Below are 17,909 nucleotides of genomic sequence, written 5' to 3' on the forward strand. Positions count from 1 at the left end.
ATTCGAAGTGTGACACGGATGATAACTGTGTTTTGAAGATTCAAGCAAGAAGCCGACAAGCCGAAGTATCAGGGCTTGTCGGCTTTTTGTGTATCTCTTTTCGCAACTGACGCCTAAGAGTAGTTCAAGAAACTTGCATATACTGCATGGTTTAAAGCATCAGGATTAATAAAATAAGATCAGAGGAGGAGTGAACTGTGGGAGTTGATGCATCACTGCGATCCCAACCATTACGAAGTAAATGGCTCAAAACCAAAATGTTGCTGAATAACTCGGCTATCCAACCGTTTATCCCCGACACGCAGCGATTTAGCCAATCCAACCTGAAATCCATGCTAGCCAAATATAGAATGGTATATATCAAACCCGAGATAGGCACCTTTGGAATGGGGGTAATTAAGGCTGAGGTGGACAATCATCACCATTTTGCCTACCAGATCCATCATAAGCGTCTGACGTTCAACAGCTTCGAGTCGTTCCATCGAAGTCTGACCCATGTGATTAAGCATAAAAGCTACCTTATTCAGCGAGGTATTCATCTGCTTCAACATAACAACAGGCGCTTTGATATAAGGGTAATGGTCCAATTGAATCCCCAACAGGAATGGGAAGCGACAGGGGTCATCGGCCGACTGGGTCATCCGAAGAAAATCGTGACCAACTACCATAGTGGTGCTAAGCCAATGAGCATTCACACTTTACTGAAATCCCATGCTTCCGACAAACGCATCAATGAATTAATCCGGGAGATGAACCGCTTGGGTATCGACATAGCCCGACATATGAGGAAGAAATACACGCGTTTGAAGAGCATTGGGGTGGATATCGGGCTTAATCGAAGTTTAACGCCATGGATTATTGAGGTGAATGCCAAGCCAGATCCCTATATTTTCAATCAGTTAAAGGACAAGACGATGTATCGCAAGGTGATTCGATATTACCGTCAGCTACGATGAAATGAAGTGATTAAAAGTAACTTATGCGACCTAAATGCCTCAAAGACGTATAATATCCCTTAAGTCTATATCAGATGGATAGGGAGATGAATGATGAGAACACAAGTGAAAATATTTGAAAATGCAAGCGCTATTGAGTTAGAGAAAGAAATGAATGAATTTTTAAACGGGATTAATAGTGTGGATGTAGTGGATATCAAGTATTCTCAAGTAGTCGTTTCTAACGGTGGTTATGTTATAAATCATTTCTCGGCTATGGTTATTTACACCAAATAAATTTAATAATGAGCCTTACGGTTGGGGAACACTGGTGAATACGGCATCCGCACGGGTGTATCTGAAACAGATGAATCAGCAGGGGCAGACGTTGCTTGAAAAAGTAGCCGAACCGTTGGCCGCCATGGCCCATATAGCCGGGGTGAAAGATTATCCGCACCATCTGTTGACACATGCATGGAAGATGCTGATGCAGAACCACCCACATGATAGCATCTGTGGATGCAGTGTCGATGAGGTTCACCGTGAGATGGTGACCCGCACTGAGCATCTGAAGGCAGACCTGCGGATCGTGGAGAAGTCTCCATATCGGGTGGTCATGGAGAGTGTGTTACGCTGGGATATTCCGGCTGGAGCAGATGAACTGTTCGAGCTGGAGAAGCGCCAAATGGTTCCTTTTACAGAACGGAAGGCGCAGCGAGCCCCGAACACCGTTCCGCTTGTGATTACGACAACGTATACGTTGGAAGCAGGCAGTAATATGGTCAAGGTAAAATCCGACTTTAACAATCAGGCCAAGGATCATCGACTGCGCGCACTCTTCCCATCAGGACTGGTGACAGACGAACATTATGCGGATTCCATCTTTGAAATCGCCAAACGTTCCAATACACCGGCAAAAGAATGGGTGAATCCGAGTAATGCGCAGCATCAGCAAGCGTTTGTACATGTGACCGATGGTGATCATGGATTGATGATTGCGAACAAAGGGCTGAATGAGTACGAGATTTTACAACATGAAGAGGGCAGTACGATTGCGGTTACGCTGCTACGTGCCTCTTCGGAACTGGGAGATTGGGGTGTGTTCGAAACACCTGAAGCCCAATGTCTGGGACCTCAGAGTGTGGAATATGCAATTATTCCATTTGCAGGTGATGCTGCACAGTCAGGAGCATGCTCTTCCGCATATGTGTATCCGATTCCGTGGACAACGGTACAAGTAGGGGCATTAGCACGTACGTTTGAGCGGGAAAGTCTTGCCGGAATTGATGGGCACAAGGTTGAATTGCCTCTGTCGAAGCAATGGTTAGCATGGAATGCACAAGGTTCGACACTAGCCTTCTCCATATTGAAGATCGCAGAGGAAACCGGAGATCTGATTGCTCGCTGGTATAATTTGAACTCTGAACCCAGTGAATTGAACGTGCAAACTGGATTCGAATGTGCTTCCGTCTATGAGAGCGATGTGCTGGAACGAGTTAAGCGTACGTTGCAGGGTCAAAGCCAAACGGTACCTGGGTACAAAATCGTTACACAAGGGTATGCGTTACGTTGAGTTGATTTTTGAACATCATAACTATAGAAACCTCCTGTTCACGGTAGCGTGGACAGGAGGTTTTTGTTAGTCAAAACATTGTCTTATTGAAGGGTGCTATAGCAGCTTAATTACTCGGTATAAGTTCTTTTTATCCAATGAAATAATTAATTTCAAAGATAGAAAAATGTGGTATTATTGTGCTATTCAGTAGATTTTGTGATAATTGATCAACAAACGAGTGTCCTATTTAAAATGAATGATTCCGGTGAATGTTCATACATAATCTAATAAGTCTGTCTTTCTATAGGAATGGAGATGGGTGACTCGTTCAGGTTTACTAAGCGGATCTGTATGTGGGAAGAGGGGGACAATTTTAGTGAAAAAAATGAGCTGGACTGCTTTGTTTTTAGTCCTATTTTTGTACTTTGTTTCGATGTATTCACTATATTCTAATATGAATCATAAATGGCTAGTTAGCCCTCCCAACTATGTAATTCTAATTCTCTCTATTTTAGGACTAGCTCTAGCTTTACTTGGTTTCAAAGATAAATCGAACAAGTCTACTAAGGTAAGAAGTTGGATCTCGATGGTTCTCTCTGTAGTATTGATCTTCATACTTATTGGTGCTGTGTCATTTACATCGATGTTTTCAGGATCAAAAGAATTACTTACGACTACGCATTCACCAGATAAGCACTATACAATAAATTTCTTTAAAACTGACGCTGGTGCCATGGGATCGTTTGGAGTTGTGGGGGAATTAAAAGGACCTCTTTGGTTTAAAAGAGTATTTTACTATGAGGGAAAGACGGATCAGGTAGACTTGGAATGGGTCGATAACCATACAATTTCAATTAATGATCAAAAAGTTAATTTATTATACGGTGAAACTGTACGCCGTAGCCCTTAAACTCTTAAAGATTTTGTTGGAAAGTTAACTGATAGCTAAAGCGAAATTCCTTTACGGAATTTCGCTTTTTTGCTTTTCGAGAAAAGGATGGATAGAAGAGAAGTAATCATCATCATATGAGTTGGTTTTTTTATTGGATGAATTAGGAGAAGTTAAACATGTCGTGATTTTATACATTAATTGTCGTGAGTTCCTATTAAAAATAGATTAAGTCTGTGATAACTTATAGATAAATGTCAGAATATTATATAGTATGGAGGTAAGACAACCGTGACCATTCGAATTGGAAAAATTAGCATGTGGCATGTTCATGCATGGGATTACATCAAGCAGGCACAGGAACATGAGGATACGGTCATCGCAGCCGTGTGGGATGAAGAAGCCAAGCGTGGACAGGAAGCCGCTGAACGCTTAAACGTACCATACTATGCTTCACTCGAAGATATGCTGGCCAAGGATGACATCGATGCCGTTATTGTAGATGCGCCAACCCGCATCCATGAAGAGGTGATTACCGCTGCTGCAAAAGCAGGTAAACACATCTTTACAGAGAAGGTTATTGCGTCGACACAGGCGGAATCCAACAGAATCCTTGATGAGGTGAAGGCAAACAAGGTCAAAATGACAGTTTCCTTACCACGTCTGAATGCAGCATATACGTTAACGATTCAGGATGTGCTTAACCAGGGATTACTTGGTAAAGTGACTTATGTTAGAGCGCGTTTATCGCATGATGGAGCAATTTCCAACTGGTTACCTGAACACTTCTATGATCTGAAGGATTGTCAGGGCGGTGCGCTGATTGATCTGGGCTGCCATCCGATGTATCTGGCCAAACTGTTTCTGGGTCAGGAAGTAACAGCGGTTAATGCGAATTTCGGATATATTACAGGCAAAGAAGTGGAAGATAATGTAGTCGCAACCTTGTTTACGGATTCTGGAGCAGTCGGCGTTGTCGAAGCTGGTTTTGTGAACAACCATTCTCCGTTTACGATTGAGGTTCATGGTACGGAAGGTACGCTTCTATACGGGACACCTGAAGAAAAGCTATTGATTCGTACGAAAGCAGCACAGGGACAATATGATGACTGGACTGAACTTCCTTTGGCTGATCAAAGAGAAAGCGCATTCAATCAATGGGTCGCACATATACAAAATGATACGGATGCAACTGAAAATGTGCAGATCGCTATGGAACTGACCCGGTTGATGGAAGCTGCGAATCTCTCTGCGAAGGAAGGACGCAGAATCGCCCTGAATGAGTTGAAGGCTTAAGTTTTATTAAGGAGGTAAGCATTCTTGAGCCTGTATCCTTATGAGAAAATGCTTGAACGGCAGGATCTCCTGGAGAGATTGGATATTTCAATGGTATGGGGACATTATGAGATTCGCGTGATGCGATTTCATCTGACTTCATTTCCAGCGGGCCGAGTTGTGGATTTCCATAATCATGCGGAGTTCGAGTTTCATTTTATCCCGAGAGGGAAAGGCAAAGTCATTCTAGATGATCAGACACATGCACTCTCGGAAGGGATGTTGTATTTGACTGGACCGGGTGTCGTTCATTATCAGGAGGCAGATGCCAAAGAGGATATGGATGAACTATGTCTTCATGTGGATATCGTTCACAAGCCAAGAGAGCATGTCGATCCCTGGGAAGCAGCAGAATCAGAGGAAACGATTGAAAAGCTGAGAACGCTTCCGCTTACTCCGGTGAATGATTATCATCGGGCGATGCATTGCTTTTTGGAAGCCTATGAGGCATGTGATCAGAAATGGTTAGGTTATTATACGTCGATCAAGCAACTGGTTATCAGCATATTACTCAAAACCGTGCGAGCATACGACACCGGGGGGGATCGACCGGAAGCCCCTGTCCGGGATATGTCGGTGTATCGCTATGAGTATGCAGTGCAGTATATGGAGGCGAATCACCCTACAGGGGTCACGCTGGAGCATGTAGCGGAAAAACTGCATATCAGCAGCAGACAATTGCAGCGAATCTTCTATCAAGTACAGCCGGAGATGCCGTTCAGCCGCGTACTGGAGGATATTCGTCTGCGCGCTGTGTGCCGCAATCTGGAGGAAAGTAATGTATCCATTGAACAGATCGCTCTCGCTTCAGGCTTCAATAATGCCAACTATTTGCATGCTGTATTTCGCAAACGTCTGGGGATGACCCCGTCGGCTTTTCGTAAAATGAAACAACCAATACTTAAGTGAGGGTGAATATATATGAGTAAAGTATATCGTATCGGAATTATTGGCTGTGGTGGAATCGCGAATGGCAAACATCTGCCGAGTCTGAGTAAACTGGATAATGTTGAACTGGTGGCTTTCTGCGATATCGTTCAGGAACGTGCAGATGAAGCCAAGCAGAAATATGGCTCTACTGATGCTGAAGTCTACACGGATTATCAGGAATTGCTTAAGGATGCGTCTTTGGATATTGTGCATGTACTTACGCCGAATATTTCTCATGCCGAGATTTCCATTGCTGCCCTGGAAGCAGGCAAACATGTCATGTGTGAGAAACCAATGGCAAAGACATCTGCTGAAGCGCAGCTCATGCTGGAAGCGGCAGAGCGTACTGGCAAGAAGCTGACGATTGGATACAACAACCGTTTCAGAGAAGACAGTCAGTACTTGAAGAAAGTGTGCGAAGCTGGTGAACTGGGTAATATCTATTTTGCCAAAGCACATGCAATTAGACGTAGAGCAGTACCAACTTGGGGTGTTTTCCTGGATGAGGAGAAGCAAGGTGGCGGTCCATTAATTGATATTGGTACGCACGCACTCGATCTGACGCTCTGGATGATGGATAACTATCAGCCGAAGGTTGTACTGGGTACGACCTATCATGAGCTTTCGCAACGTGAAAATGCGGCCAATGCCTGGGGCCCGTGGGACCCGAAACAATTCTCGGTAGAGGACTCGGCCTTCGGCATGATTGTGATGGAGAATGGAGCAACGATCATGCTGGAATCCAGCTGGGCGCTGAACTCACTGGATGTGGATGAGGCCAAATGTAGCTTGAGCGGCAGCGAAGCGGGTGCGGATATGAAGAACGGACTGCGCATCAATGGTGAGAAATTCAGCCGTCTATATACCAACGAGATTGAACTGAGTGCAGGCGGGGTAGCTTTCTACGATGGTAAGAGCGAGAGCGCACCGGATGTCGAGATGAGAAAGTGGATTGAAGCGATTGAGAATGATCAAGAGCCGGTGGTCACACCGAAACAAGCGCTGGTTGTATCTCAAATCCTGGAAGCACTCTATGAATCTGCTCGCACAGGTAAAGCTGTGTACTTGAATAACGCTAGCGAAGCATAGAACAGAACAGAAAAAAGGATAGATTAGATTGCATTGGATTACAGAACCCTTTGTCCCGTTATTGGGGACAGAGGGTTTTTGGTGTTATGGATACTAGCTATTGGTCCATACCAGACTCTATTTCAGCACATATGATGAGAGAAAAATGAGCTGAAAAGAGGGTATGTCTTGACTAAACAAAAAACGAGTCACGGTGTTTCCATTGTTGTATGTACCAATCGACCGCAATTTTTTGACAACATCCTGCAAAATTACAGTCGCCAGCGTTATCAAAGCAAAGAGCTGATCATTGTCCTGAATCATGACAGTATGAATCTGGCATTATATCAAAACCGGGTTCGAAAACATGCCAATGTTCATGTATACCAAGTTCCGGAGAGCATTTCGCTAGGACAAAGTCTGAACGCCGGCATGACAAGGGCTCGCTGTTCGCTGATTGCGAAATTTGATGATGATGACTACTACTCGCCGTTTTATTTGACAGAACAGGTGAGAGAACTTAAACGGACCAAAAGTGATATTGTAGGCAAACATTCGTGTCTCGTCTATTTGGGCGCGTCCAAGACATTGTTGGTCAGATCTCCCGTAGAAAAGAATAAACCGGTTGAATTCGTACAAGGCGGTACCTTGCTGTTCAAAAGAGAGGTTTTGAAAAAAGTCCGCTTCACGGACCGTTCTATTGGGGAAGATGTAACCTTCCTGAGACAATGCAGGAAAAGAGGATTCAAAGCGTACGCGACCTCTCCATACAATTATGTCTATCACCGCAGACAGAACAAAAAAAGTCATACGTGGAGAGCGGATGATAGCTTTTATCTGGAGGGAAGCACGAAACTTGCAGTTACGGAGGATTTCAGACCCTATGCTAATAAGAAGTTATAGAGGAGTTTCAGAACAGCGATCGGAAGGTTGTTCTGTCATCGTAGTGAACGGTGTAAATCAACTAAGGGGGAGATGCTTCTGCCGAATGCAGATGCGTCTTTTTTTTTGTCCAGTTTGCGCCAAGATGGTTCAATTTGGAGGTGGTGAAAAAAGTTTTATGAATTTACTTGAAAAAAAGTATTGCATATAAGTTTAGTCGGAATTATATTAATGGTATAAGGTCTAGACCATATACAGATCGGAGTGTTTAGATGTCCAGTACGTTTTCATTTCGTTTTGAGAAAGTATCCACCAAAAAGGTTAGTGAATTCATAAGAGAACAACTGGAAGAGGCCATTATTCTGAAAGAATTAATGAGTGAAGAACAACTTCCGGCCGAGCGAGATCTGGCAGAGATTTTTAACGTAAGCCGTATTACCGTTCGCGAGGCACTCTCTTCACTGGAAGACAAAGGATTGATTGAGAAACGGGTGGGTGCCAAAGGTGGTACGTTTGTATTGCCTCTGACAGCCAATTCGCATAAGCGCACGAGAGAAGAAATTAAACGAGATTGGTCACAGATGCTGAAGGTGTTTGAATTTCGAACCATCATCGAGCCAGAGGGAGCTTTTCTGGCTGCTGAGCGGATCACCGCAGGCGAACTGGAACTGCTTGAAGGTTATATGGAACAAAGTATCGAGCCAGGGTGTACAAGGGAATGGTTCAGGGCGCTGGATGTGAAATTCCATCTGACCATCGCCAAAGCGTCTGGCAATCCGTATTGCGAGAGAGCTGTCAGACAGATCCGGACCAAAATTAATCCGGCGCTGGACTTGATGCCTTATGATGACCGGATACGTTCCGTCAATCACGGTGTACATATGGAGATTCTTGAAGCACTGAAAGCACATGACAGTATCAAGTCCCGGGAGACGATGAAAAGACATATCGAATTCTCGGCTGACGCGATCTATGCCCGTTTGGTTTCTGAATCGGAGGAAAATGAAGGGAATGACAGCGAATGAATCGTTCAGAACTAATACAGCTGGCTCAGCCACTGCAAGCTCAGTTAAGCGCTTGGCGCAGAGATTTACATCAGCATCCGGAGATCGGTTATGAGGAGCATCGCACATCCTCCATCGTAGCCGAGCATCTGGAAAGCCTGGGACTCGAAGTTACACGCAATGTCGGAAAGACCGGGGTTACAGGCCTGCTTCGCGGAGAGACAGATGGACCAACCTTTGCCTTGCGCGCAGACATGGATGCCTTGCCAATCCAGGATCAGAAAGCGGTGGAATACCGCTCGCAAGTAGAAGGCAAAGCGCATTTGTGTGGACATGACGCTCACACCTCCATCCTGATGGGAGCAGCCCAGCTGCTCACTGGCCTTGGAAGACCGAAATCAGGCAATATCAAATTCATCTTCCAGCCAGCGGAAGAGGGACTCGCAGGTGCAAGAGCCATGATCCAGGATGGTGTTCTGGAGAATCCGAAGGTCGATGCAATAGCGGGGTTACACATGGCACCTGGACAGGACACGGGAACCTTGGGCGTAAGTCAGGGCGTTGCGTTCGCGTCAGCTGATCCCTTGATTATCAAGGTGCTCGGAAAGGGTGGCCACGCAGCTCGTCCGCATGAGGGCATTGATGCGATTGCGGTATCCGCTCAGGTCATCACCGCATTGCAAAATATCGTCAGTCGGATGGTGGATCCACTTGAACCCGCTGTAGTCACGATTGGCAAAATCACTGGAGGTTATATGGGAACAGCCATCGCCCCGGAAGTGGAGATGATCGGTACGGTTCGTACGCTATCACCTGCCATTCGTGAACAGATGCCAGCTTTGATCGAGCAGGTTGTTAAAGGGGTCTGCGATTCTTTTGGAGCAGGATGCGAGGTCATCTACGGCGATGGTTACCCTGTTGTTGTGAATGATCTCGGCATGGTTGACCTGTTAACAGAGACTTGTGATCAGGTTAATGCGGAGAAGGGATGGAGCTATATCAAACCCTCCACAGGGGGCGAGGACTTCGCGTTTTATTGTGAACAGATTCCGGGTGTGTTTTTCAGACTAGGATCCGGGAATGATGAGGAACGTACTCGCTATCCACTCCACCATCCCATGTTTGATCTCGATGAGACAGCGATGCCTTATGGTGTTGGTATGCTGTCCGCAGTAGCACTGGAGTTTTTGGCAAGGAATACAACTTCTGAGGGGGAGCAATCACAATGAAAAAAAGACAATGGACAGGCATGTGGATTACATTACTGGCAGTCGTAATGGTACTCAGCGCTTGCGGAGGAAAAACGACAAACACGAATGATAATTCGGTATCCGAAGGAGCAGGCAGTGGAAGTGCGAGTACAACATTGACCGTTGCCGCAGCTACAGATATCGAGAGTTTCGATCCGCACAACAACAACAATACCTCCAGTGAGGCAGTTCTGGTCAACGTTTTTGATTATCTGATCAAAAATGACAGTGATCAGAAGAAAGTTCCGGGTCTTGCGACTTCATGGGATCAGGTTGATGATACAACATGGAGATTCAAGCTGCGTGAAGGTGTGACCTTCCACAACGGCGATCCATTGACTTCAGCAGATGTAAAATACACGCTGGAGCGCGTAGCCAAAGATGAGACACTCAAGCAGTACAGCTATTTCAAAAATATCGTAGAAGTTAAAGCGGTGGATGAATATACCGTAGACGTCATCACGGATGGTCCAGATCCATTACTTCTGAATCGTTTGTCCAAAATGGGAGCAGGCATTCTGCCAGCAAAATATATTGCAGACAACGGGTTTGATGCTTTCCTGAAACAACCGGTAGGCACAGGTCCTTACAAGTTCAGTAAATGGACCAAAGATGATCGTGTGGAACTGGTGAAAAACGAGAACTACTTTGATGGTGAACCAAAATGGAATGAAGTAGTATTCCGCGTTATTCCTGAAGCATCTACACGTGTATCCGAATTGCTTGCTGGTGGTGTAGATGTTGCGTCTTCCATACCGTCGACTGACATTGCCCGGATCGAAGGCGAAGCAGACAAGAAGATTGTCAAAGCACCAATCCAGCGTGTGCTTCAGTTGATCTTCCGCCAGACAGAAGGCAGTATCACAGCTGATCCGAAAGTTCGCGAAGCAATTGACCTGGCTATCGACAAACAAGGCATTGTGGACAGCATTGCCGGCGGAGCGGGTATCGTAACCCGCACGTCTGTAACTCCGGGTAACTTCGGTGCTGATCCTTCGTTGTACAAAATGTCACTCTATGACCAGGAAAAAGCAAAACAGCTCCTGCAAGAAGCTGGCTATGCAGAAGGTGAAGCCGAGATGACCATCTCCGTTTCTGCACAATACAAAGAACAAGCTGAAGTTGTTGCAGCCATGCTGGAACAAGCCGGATTCAAAATCAACCTGGATGTCCTTGAAGCAAGTGCATTCAGTGAACGTTACAGCTCCAAATCATTCAAAGAAATTTTCATGATCGGTATCGGTAACTCCTTGTTCGATGCTTCGAATAACTACAATCGTTATATGTTGGAAGAAGCAAAAGGGGAGTCGGATTACAACAATCCTGAAGTAGAGAAACTGCTTCAATCTGCATTGGTGAACATGGACCCTGCGTCTCGTGAGAAAGAGTATCAGCAAGTACAGCAAATTTTCGCTGAAGAGCGTCCAGCCGTATATCTCTACCAAATGGAAGGTGTATACGGAACGAATGCTAAAGTGAACTTCGCGCCGCGCAGTGACGAGATGTTCTATGCTGACGAGATTACACCTGTTGCACAGTAACATCGGGTATAACACCGGTCATTGAAAAGATAGGCCGTGAACGGCAGGGACTGGATAACCATGTTCCTGCCGTTCTTTTTAATAAGGGAGGTGAACAAGGAATGGGCAAATACGTACTTAAGTCACTGCTGCAGATCATTCCGGTGCTGTTCATTGTTTCATTAATTGTGTTCATTTTGGTCCGAGTCACCGGTGATCCGGTTGCGCTAATGTTGCCAGAAACGGCTACCGCTGAAGATCGTGCTGTTTTGACACAGGCACTTGGTTTGGATCAGCCTTTATATACGCAATACGTGAAGTTTCTGGGCAGTGCGATACAGGGAGACTTTGGTCAATCTTTTCGCTACAATCAGCCTGCATTAGAGCTTGTACTGGAAAGATTGCCTGCCAGCTTTGAACTGGCAGTAGCGGCTATGTTTTTTGCCGTGCTAATGGCTGTTCCACTTGGCGTCATCTCAGCTGTCAAACGCAATACATTTACCGATCTCATTATTTCAGGAATATCCGTTATTGGTAAGGCGATGCCAAACTTCTGGATGGGGATAATGCTTATCCTCTTGTTCTCCGTCATGTTGGGTGTATTGCCGGTATCTGGTCGCGGAGGATTGTCACATCTGATCTTGCCGGCATTCACGCTTGGCGTTGGGCTGGCTGCGCAGATGACCCGGCTGATTCGTTCCAGCATGCTGGAGATTCTGAACCAGGACTATATTCGAACAGCCCGCAGTAAGGGGCTTGGCCGGATGGTTGTCATTGTAAAACATGCGTTTCGCAATGGACTGATTCCGGTTGTGACGATTATGAGTTTGCAGTTTACAAGTCTGATCGGGGGCACCTTGATTACGGAAACGGTATTCTCCTGGCCCGGACTGGGTCAATTGCTGGTCGTTGCAGTGAACACACATGATATGGCGATTGTACAGGCAGCGGTGTTTGTCATTGCCGTTATCGTTGTAGTAACCAATATCTTGACGGATGTAGCCTACAGGTTACTTGATCCGCGCATCAAATACGACTAGAAGGAGGTGCAATCATATGACAGGCAGCAATGAAATGCCAATTCCGGGTACAGAACAGGAACAAGACAATGGGCGTGCACCAACGGGATTTCGTTATATCTGGCAACAACTGATCATCAGCAAGACCGGAATGTTTGGTGCTGTGCTTGTATTGTTGGTTGTGTTAATCGCCATAGGTGCACCTCTCCTGACGAGTCATGATCCGGCAGCGGTTAATCCGCTCAACCGTCTCAAACCTCCTGCATGGCTTGAGGGCGGAACGGCTGAATACTGGCTGGGAACAGATAATCTGGGCAGAGACATGTGGAGCCGAATTGTATATGGTGCCCGGGTTTCCTTAATTGTGGGTATGGGTGCGGTGATTGTGTCAGGAATAATTGGCGCGATTCTGGGGCTGGTATCCGGGTTCTACGGGAAATGGCTGGATGCCGTCATCATGCGCGTAGGTGATGCATTCATGGCGATTCCAACTATTCTGTTCATGCTTGTTGTAATGGCGATTGTTGGCCCAGGTATTACGACGCTGATCTTTGTGATCGGTGTGACGAACTGGGTTCCATTCACCCGTGTGGTGAGAAGTGAGGTTCTGAGTATCAAAGAGCGTGATTTTGTTCATGCGGCCAGATCGATTGGAGCCAAGAACGGAAGATTGATTCTGAAACACATTCTGCCCAATATCCTTTCATCTTTTATCGTAATCTGCGGTATGAATGTCGGCACGACGATTATTATGGAAGCTTCACTCAGCTTCTTGGGTCTGGGTATCAAACCACCCGATGTTTCCTGGGGAGGTATGCTCAGTGATGGCAGACAATACGTTGCAACAAGCTGGTGGGTCGCTACATTCCCGGGACTAGCCATTACATTTACCGTACTCGGTGTTATTTTCCTTGGAGATTGGCTACGTGATGTGCTTGATCCACGTACGGAGACAACCCATAAATAAACGGAGAAGGGAGCCATGAATATGAATCAAAGACCAATTATGCCGGAGGATCTGCGTCACTATCGTTGGATCAGTCAGCCAGTAATCAGTTCGAACGGACGAGTGGCTTATGTGGAACAGACCATAGATCAGGATAAAAACGAATATAAAACACAGATTCGGGGAATCTCCCTCGATGGTGATGAAGATATTGCATTTTCCGATGGAACGAAGGATTCCTCGCCTGCGTGGTCGCCGGATGGAACACAGCTCACATTCATTCGCTCAGTGGATGGGGGTAAAGGACTATGGACGCTCGATTCGGATAAAAAAGAGCCTGTCATGCTGATATCTCCCGCACGTAAAATTTTGAGTTATATCTGGTCTCCGAATGGTAAGTACATTGCGTTCACCAGTAAAGTTCAACCCGAGGACCAACAGAAGAAGGCTGAAGTGCATCAAGAGTCTGCACCCCTGCTGCGAGGTAAGGTCTTCGAGCGGACAACGCCGAAGGCGGAAGGTTCCGGATGGTGGGATGGTCAGTACAGCCATTTGTTTGTATATGAGATCGAAAGCGGGAAGATCACGCAGGTGACTTCCGGGCTATGGAATATCAGTTCTCCGGCGTGGTCGCCAGATAGCCAGAACCTTTCCTTCATATCCAAGCAAGTGGAGGATGAGGAACTCGATGCGGATCTGCTGTACTTTACCGATGTATACAGCATTCGATTGGGAGAAAGTGACCTCTTCAAAGTGACGGATTCCAGCCTGGCGGTAAGCCAATTCTCCTATTCACCCGATGGACAACAGTTGATTCTGATCGCCAGTGATCGCAAGTACGGAAGTGGAAGTCACAACAGATTGTACGCAGTCCCCGTTCATCGAGGTATACCCAGGCCAATCGCACCCCAAGTAGATATGCAGCTTGGTAACGCGGCGCTTGGTGATATGAAGTCAGCAGGTGCTTCTTCTTCTCCACTCTCGGATAATAAGCATCCGGAACGTGGTGTATATGTACTTGGGACGAAGAACGGGAATGTTAATGTGTACCGTATTCAAGATAATGGAGAGTGTCAATCCATTACGAGCGATGGTGAGAAGGATGTGTATCAGTATACCTTAACACCAGATGGTACGTCGCTGGTTATCGCTGCCTTGACCGCTGAGCATCCTGGAGAGTTATACCGCGTGGATATCGACAGTGGTGAAATGTTCAGACTCACCCGCCGAAATGACGAATTCATGGCCGAATTAGCCATAAATGTGCCTGTTCGTGTTGAGTTTACATCTTCAGATGGATGGCCGATTCAAGGTTGGTTAGCCACACCGGCAGTACGTGCATCCAATAGGAAACTCCCGCTGATTTTGCAGATTCATGGCGGACCTCATGCGATGTATACGGGAACATTTAGTCATGAAATGCAGACACTCGCTGCACAAGGGTACGCTGTGTTATGGGTCAATCCTCGCGGAAGTATGGGATACGGTCAGGAATTTGCCAAAGCATGCCGTGGTGACTTTGCCGGAGGAGATTACCGGGATCTGATGGAAGCTGTTGATTATGCCCTGGCTACCTATGATTTCCTTGATGCATCACGTCTGGGTGTAGCAGGTGGCAGTTATGGCGGGGTCATGACAAACTGGATCGTGGCGCATACCCACCGTTTCAAGGCGGCTGTAACCCAGCGATGCATCTCCAACTGGTTGTCCATGTATGGAACGAGCGATATCGGAATTTCCTATGTGGAGGGCGTTGTTGGGGGCAATCCGGCGGAAAATGCTGAATTCCTATGGTCCCGCTCACCTCTAGCCCATGCACATCATATTGAGACGCCACTTCTGATCATGCACGGAGAGCAGGATTATCGGACACCGATTGCGCAAGCGGAAGAATTATATACTACGCTAAAACGATACGGCAAAAAGACCAAACTGATTCGTTATCCGGGCTCCAACCACAGTTTGCTCAAAAGCGGTAAACCTTCACTTCGGATCGATAGCTTTGAACAGGTGAATGCCTGGTTCAATCAATATCTTGGGAATGAGGAGGAAGAGCAATGAGTCGAACTCAGCTGTCCATTCCTGTAGGCCTTCTTGTAGAGAATGTTCTGACAAGTGGAGCACCTGAAGAAGTAATTATTGAATGGTTACAACGTCGAGACTACGCCCAGTTGCTGCCTCTGGTTAAGGAATCCGCGATGGATTTTGATGAAAGACTACAGACAGCAGCTGATATCGGAGACGATTGGCGAGAGGCCATACGTCACGGTTATGAGTTCAAGTTTTTGCATATTAACGGCTTGAAGAGATTGCTCGATTTCCGGTTTGACCGTAAGGTGGATCGGGATTATGTTCAGGAGGATCTGTCACTGAGGCACATACATCTGACTGCACAGGAGATTGAATTGCTGCAATCGTTAATTGGCAGACAATGGACCGTGCAAGCAGAAGAAACAGAAGCAGTGGAAGAACACAGCAGAGAGAGCGAGTTATCCTCTCACCTTCCTGTCCGTATTCAATTGAAGTTCCCTTAATATGACCAACAAAAGCCGCGATGATCGCGGTTTTTTTGCTATGTACAGGTAGAAATGTGGACGACTGAATTCAAAAGTTGAAATCGAACTCATAATGATTTATATTTATATTAAATGATATTAACTTCTATCATAAATATGAAGATACAAAGGAGGACATGGAATGTCCATTCAAAATGTTCTGGGAAAAATTCAAATATCGGATGATGTGATCTCCAAAATTGTCGGCAAGATCACGAATACCACCAGTGAGATTTCCTCCATGTCGACAGGACTTGTAGAAGGAATCACCAAAAAGTGGAGCGGGAAAAGTCTGCAAAATGGCATAGCTATCCGCAAGGTAGAATCCAGACTGGAGATTAACTTAAAGGTTGTCGTTCGTTATGGAACGAAAGTGCATGAGGTCTGCAGGGAATTGCAAAACAATGTGAGAGTGCATGTTGAACAGCTGACCGGCTTAACCATTGATACGGTGAACGTGATCGTTGAGGGCATTTCACTGAATCAACCTGATGCGAGGTTTTAGTTCAATTTCAGCTACCTATAGGAGTGACAGCGATGAATAAGATTTCCATTATAAAAGCCAGTCCACAATCAGTAGTCGGAGGGCAATTGAATCAGATGGCACTTGATTATATGGCCTTTTCGCTTGCAGGTACCAAAGATAAAGGCATCATAGAAAAAACGTTCAACACGTTATGGCGTTCAAATCAGAACCGATTCAGTCATCAATACGCTTATGAAGCCAAAATGGGTAGCCAAACGCTGGGCATGATTATGTGTTATCCGACCACTTTAATGAACAAACTTGCTTTGCCAACGTTCTCCAAGCTGTTTGAACTTCGTAAATGGTGCCTGATTAAGTATAATCTCCAACACTGGAAAGAGTTTTACTCCATGGTGACATTGAAAGAAGCAGAAAACGATGAGTACCATATCGGAACCTTGGCTACATTGCCCGAAAGCAGAGGACTTGGCGTGGGGACCCAGCTTATTCAATTTGCCGAGGAGCAAGCCGTAATACAGGGTCTGTCCAAAGCTTCGCTCACGGTTAAACAGGAAAATGCATTGGCTATTAAACTGTATGAACGTTTGGGATACCAGAGAGTAGGGGAAATCAATAAACCTGCGCTATCCCTGTACAGGATGTCCAAAAAACTGGTGTAATGTTGTCTAATACGAATAGATGAAGGAACTGGAAGGTCCATATACATAAGCCAACATCGGAACAGTTAAAAGTTTGGGCTGGAGGGACGCTTTATGCGTTCCTTTTTTGGTTTTCAGATTTTTCTCATGAAAAAAGGTACTTGACTTTCCTTTGTGTTTAAGCAGGTACTTGACAGGGGTGTGGTATAGTATAAAAAGTTCTTTAAATGAAGAAAGACGGATAAACAAACAAGATGGGGTGTAATCGGTGTTTCAATACAAGGATCAGGAATATGATGCAGTACATTTTGAGGGACGTGATCTGCGATACGGAGAACTCATAAGCTGTGTTTTCAAACAATGTACATTCATGAATGCTTCCATGGAAGAGATCGAGACAAGTAACTGCCGCTTTATCGAGTGTGACTTCAAAGGGGCTTCCATGAATGGTTCGATTCATACGGAATCGGCTTTTGAAAACTGTACCTTCGGTGGTGCGAATCTCTTTGCTTCCAAATTCAGCTCTTGCAAGATGACAGGCTCAGACTTCTCAGGTGCGCAAATGGATGGCATTACCCTGAGTCAAGGCGATTGGTCTTATACGAATCTGAGACATACCCGATTAGGAAAACAGGATTTGAGAGGAATTCGTTTCTTTGAAGCCGACTTTACAGACACGGATTTCACCAAAGCGGATTTGAGAGACTGTGATCTTACCAGAGTCGTATTGAGCAGAGCTAAGCTGCAAGGGGCCGATCTAAGAGGGGCTAATCTGGAAGGAATTGATCTGAAATCACTGGATATCAAAGGCGTACGTTTGGATCGCGAACAAGCCGTTCTGTTTGTACGCTCGTATGGTGCGAAAGTAGATTGAGTTGAACATACGAAGCAAGAAG

General features: G+C 45.8%; 17 protein-coding genes and 1 pseudogene. All 18 read left to right on the forward strand.

Annotated elements, in window-relative coordinates:
- Window positions 1-197 precede the first annotated feature (197 nt).
- Window positions 198-956, forward strand: a complete 759-nt coding sequence (locus M1D71_RS12680) for a YheC/YheD family protein (protein WP_458126735.1) — start codon at window positions 198-200, stop codon at window positions 954-956.
- A 93-nt stretch (window positions 957-1,049) separates the two neighbouring features.
- A complete protein-coding gene (locus M1D71_RS12685; RefSeq protein WP_458126736.1) occupies window positions 1,050-1,232 on the forward strand; it encodes a sporulation protein Cse60 in 183 nt (60 codons plus the stop codon).
- A gap of 19 nt (window positions 1,233-1,251) precedes the next feature.
- Window positions 1,252-2,508: pseudogene (locus M1D71_RS12690) on the forward strand (glycosyl hydrolase-related protein); the annotation flags it as partial.
- 367 nt (window positions 2,509-2,875) lie between these two features.
- Window positions 2,876-3,400 (forward strand): DUF5412 family protein, encoded by a 525-nt coding sequence (locus M1D71_RS12695; RefSeq protein WP_458127230.1) that lies wholly within the window; start codon window positions 2,876-2,878, stop codon window positions 3,398-3,400.
- A 270-nt stretch (window positions 3,401-3,670) separates the two neighbouring features.
- Complete coding sequence (locus tag M1D71_RS12700) at window positions 3,671-4,675, forward strand: Gfo/Idh/MocA family protein (protein ID WP_458126737.1); 1,005 nt, start codon at window positions 3,671-3,673, stop codon at window positions 4,673-4,675.
- A 24-nt stretch (window positions 4,676-4,699) separates the two neighbouring features.
- Entirely contained in the window at window positions 4,700-5,623 is a 924-nt protein-coding gene (locus tag M1D71_RS12705; protein WP_458126738.1) for an AraC family transcriptional regulator, read from the forward strand.
- Between the two features lie 12 nt (window positions 5,624-5,635).
- Entirely contained in the window at window positions 5,636-6,733 is a 1,098-nt protein-coding gene (locus M1D71_RS12710; RefSeq protein WP_458126739.1) for a Gfo/Idh/MocA family protein, read from the forward strand.
- 168 nt (window positions 6,734-6,901) lie between these two features.
- Complete coding sequence (locus M1D71_RS12715) at window positions 6,902-7,615, forward strand: glycosyltransferase (RefSeq protein ID WP_458126740.1); 714 nt, start codon at window positions 6,902-6,904, stop codon at window positions 7,613-7,615.
- 251 nt (window positions 7,616-7,866) lie between these two features.
- Complete coding sequence (locus M1D71_RS12720; RefSeq protein ID WP_458126741.1) at window positions 7,867-8,619, forward strand: FadR/GntR family transcriptional regulator; 753 nt, start codon at window positions 7,867-7,869, stop codon at window positions 8,617-8,619.
- Complete coding sequence (locus tag M1D71_RS12725) at window positions 8,616-9,827, forward strand: M20 metallopeptidase family protein (protein ID WP_458126742.1); 1,212 nt, start codon at window positions 8,616-8,618, stop codon at window positions 9,825-9,827. Before M1D71_RS12720 ends, M1D71_RS12725 begins: the two co-directional genes overlap by 4 nt.
- Window positions 9,824-11,389 carry an ABC transporter substrate-binding protein gene (locus M1D71_RS12730; RefSeq protein ID WP_458126743.1) on the forward strand — a complete coding sequence of 522 codons (1,566 nt, stop codon included), beginning with the start codon at window positions 9,824-9,826 and terminating at the stop codon, window positions 11,387-11,389. Before M1D71_RS12725 ends, M1D71_RS12730 begins: the two co-directional genes overlap by 4 nt.
- Before the next feature lie 101 nt (window positions 11,390-11,490).
- A complete protein-coding gene (locus M1D71_RS12735) occupies window positions 11,491-12,408 on the forward strand; it encodes an ABC transporter permease (RefSeq protein ID WP_145147472.1) in 918 nt (305 codons plus the stop codon).
- Between the two features lie 16 nt (window positions 12,409-12,424).
- Window positions 12,425-13,354, forward strand: coding sequence for an ABC transporter permease (locus tag M1D71_RS12740; RefSeq protein ID WP_091030896.1), 930 nt, complete (start codon window positions 12,425-12,427; stop codon window positions 13,352-13,354).
- Between the two features lie 21 nt (window positions 13,355-13,375).
- Window positions 13,376-15,394 carry a prolyl oligopeptidase family serine peptidase gene (locus M1D71_RS12745; protein ID WP_458126744.1) on the forward strand — a complete coding sequence of 673 codons (2,019 nt, stop codon included), beginning with the start codon at window positions 13,376-13,378 and terminating at the stop codon, window positions 15,392-15,394.
- Window positions 15,391-15,867: a hypothetical protein gene (locus tag M1D71_RS12750; RefSeq protein ID WP_458126745.1), complete on the forward strand. Its 477-nt coding sequence runs from the start codon at window positions 15,391-15,393 to the stop codon at window positions 15,865-15,867. Before M1D71_RS12745 ends, M1D71_RS12750 begins: the two co-directional genes overlap by 4 nt.
- A gap of 163 nt (window positions 15,868-16,030) precedes the next feature.
- Window positions 16,031-16,393 (forward strand): Asp23/Gls24 family envelope stress response protein, encoded by a 363-nt coding sequence (locus tag M1D71_RS12755; RefSeq protein WP_458126746.1) that lies wholly within the window; start codon window positions 16,031-16,033, stop codon window positions 16,391-16,393.
- A gap of 32 nt (window positions 16,394-16,425) precedes the next feature.
- Window positions 16,426-17,034, forward strand: coding sequence for a GNAT family N-acetyltransferase (locus M1D71_RS12760; RefSeq protein ID WP_458126747.1), 609 nt, complete (start codon window positions 16,426-16,428; stop codon window positions 17,032-17,034).
- 247 nt (window positions 17,035-17,281) lie between these two features.
- Entirely contained in the window at window positions 17,282-17,887 is a 606-nt protein-coding gene (locus tag M1D71_RS12765) for a pentapeptide repeat-containing protein (RefSeq protein ID WP_458126748.1), read from the forward strand.
- The last annotated feature ends 22 nt before the right edge of the window (window positions 17,888-17,909 follow it).

The organism is Paenibacillus sp. Z3-2 (genome assembly GCF_054161325.1).

Coding starts and splice junctions, on each gene's coding strand:
- M1D71_RS12725 (WP_458126742.1), top strand. CDS start 8,616: ATGAATCGTTCAGAACTAATACAGCTGGCTCAGCCACTGCAAGCTCAG.
- M1D71_RS12740 (WP_091030896.1), top strand. CDS start 12,425: ATGACAGGCAGCAATGAAATGCCAATTCCGGGTACAGAACAGGAACAA.
- M1D71_RS12730 (WP_458126743.1), top strand. CDS start 9,824: ATGAAAAAAAGACAATGGACAGGCATGTGGATTACATTACTGGCAGTC.
- M1D71_RS12735 (WP_145147472.1), top strand. CDS start 11,491: ATGGGCAAATACGTACTTAAGTCACTGCTGCAGATCATTCCGGTGCTG.
- M1D71_RS12685 (WP_458126736.1), top strand. CDS start 1,050: ATGAGAACACAAGTGAAAATATTTGAAAATGCAAGCGCTATTGAGTTA.
- M1D71_RS12750 (WP_458126745.1), top strand. CDS start 15,391: ATGAGTCGAACTCAGCTGTCCATTCCTGTAGGCCTTCTTGTAGAGAAT.
- M1D71_RS12695 (WP_458127230.1), top strand. CDS start 2,876: ATGAGCTGGACTGCTTTGTTTTTAGTCCTATTTTTGTACTTTGTTTCG.
- M1D71_RS12755 (WP_458126746.1), top strand. CDS start 16,031: ATGTCCATTCAAAATGTTCTGGGAAAAATTCAAATATCGGATGATGTG.
- M1D71_RS12710 (WP_458126739.1), top strand. CDS start 5,636: ATGAGTAAAGTATATCGTATCGGAATTATTGGCTGTGGTGGAATCGCG.
- M1D71_RS12720 (WP_458126741.1), top strand. CDS start 7,867: ATGTCCAGTACGTTTTCATTTCGTTTTGAGAAAGTATCCACCAAAAAG.
- M1D71_RS12745 (WP_458126744.1), top strand. CDS start 13,376: ATGAATCAAAGACCAATTATGCCGGAGGATCTGCGTCACTATCGTTGG.
- M1D71_RS12760 (WP_458126747.1), top strand. CDS start 16,426: ATGAATAAGATTTCCATTATAAAAGCCAGTCCACAATCAGTAGTCGGA.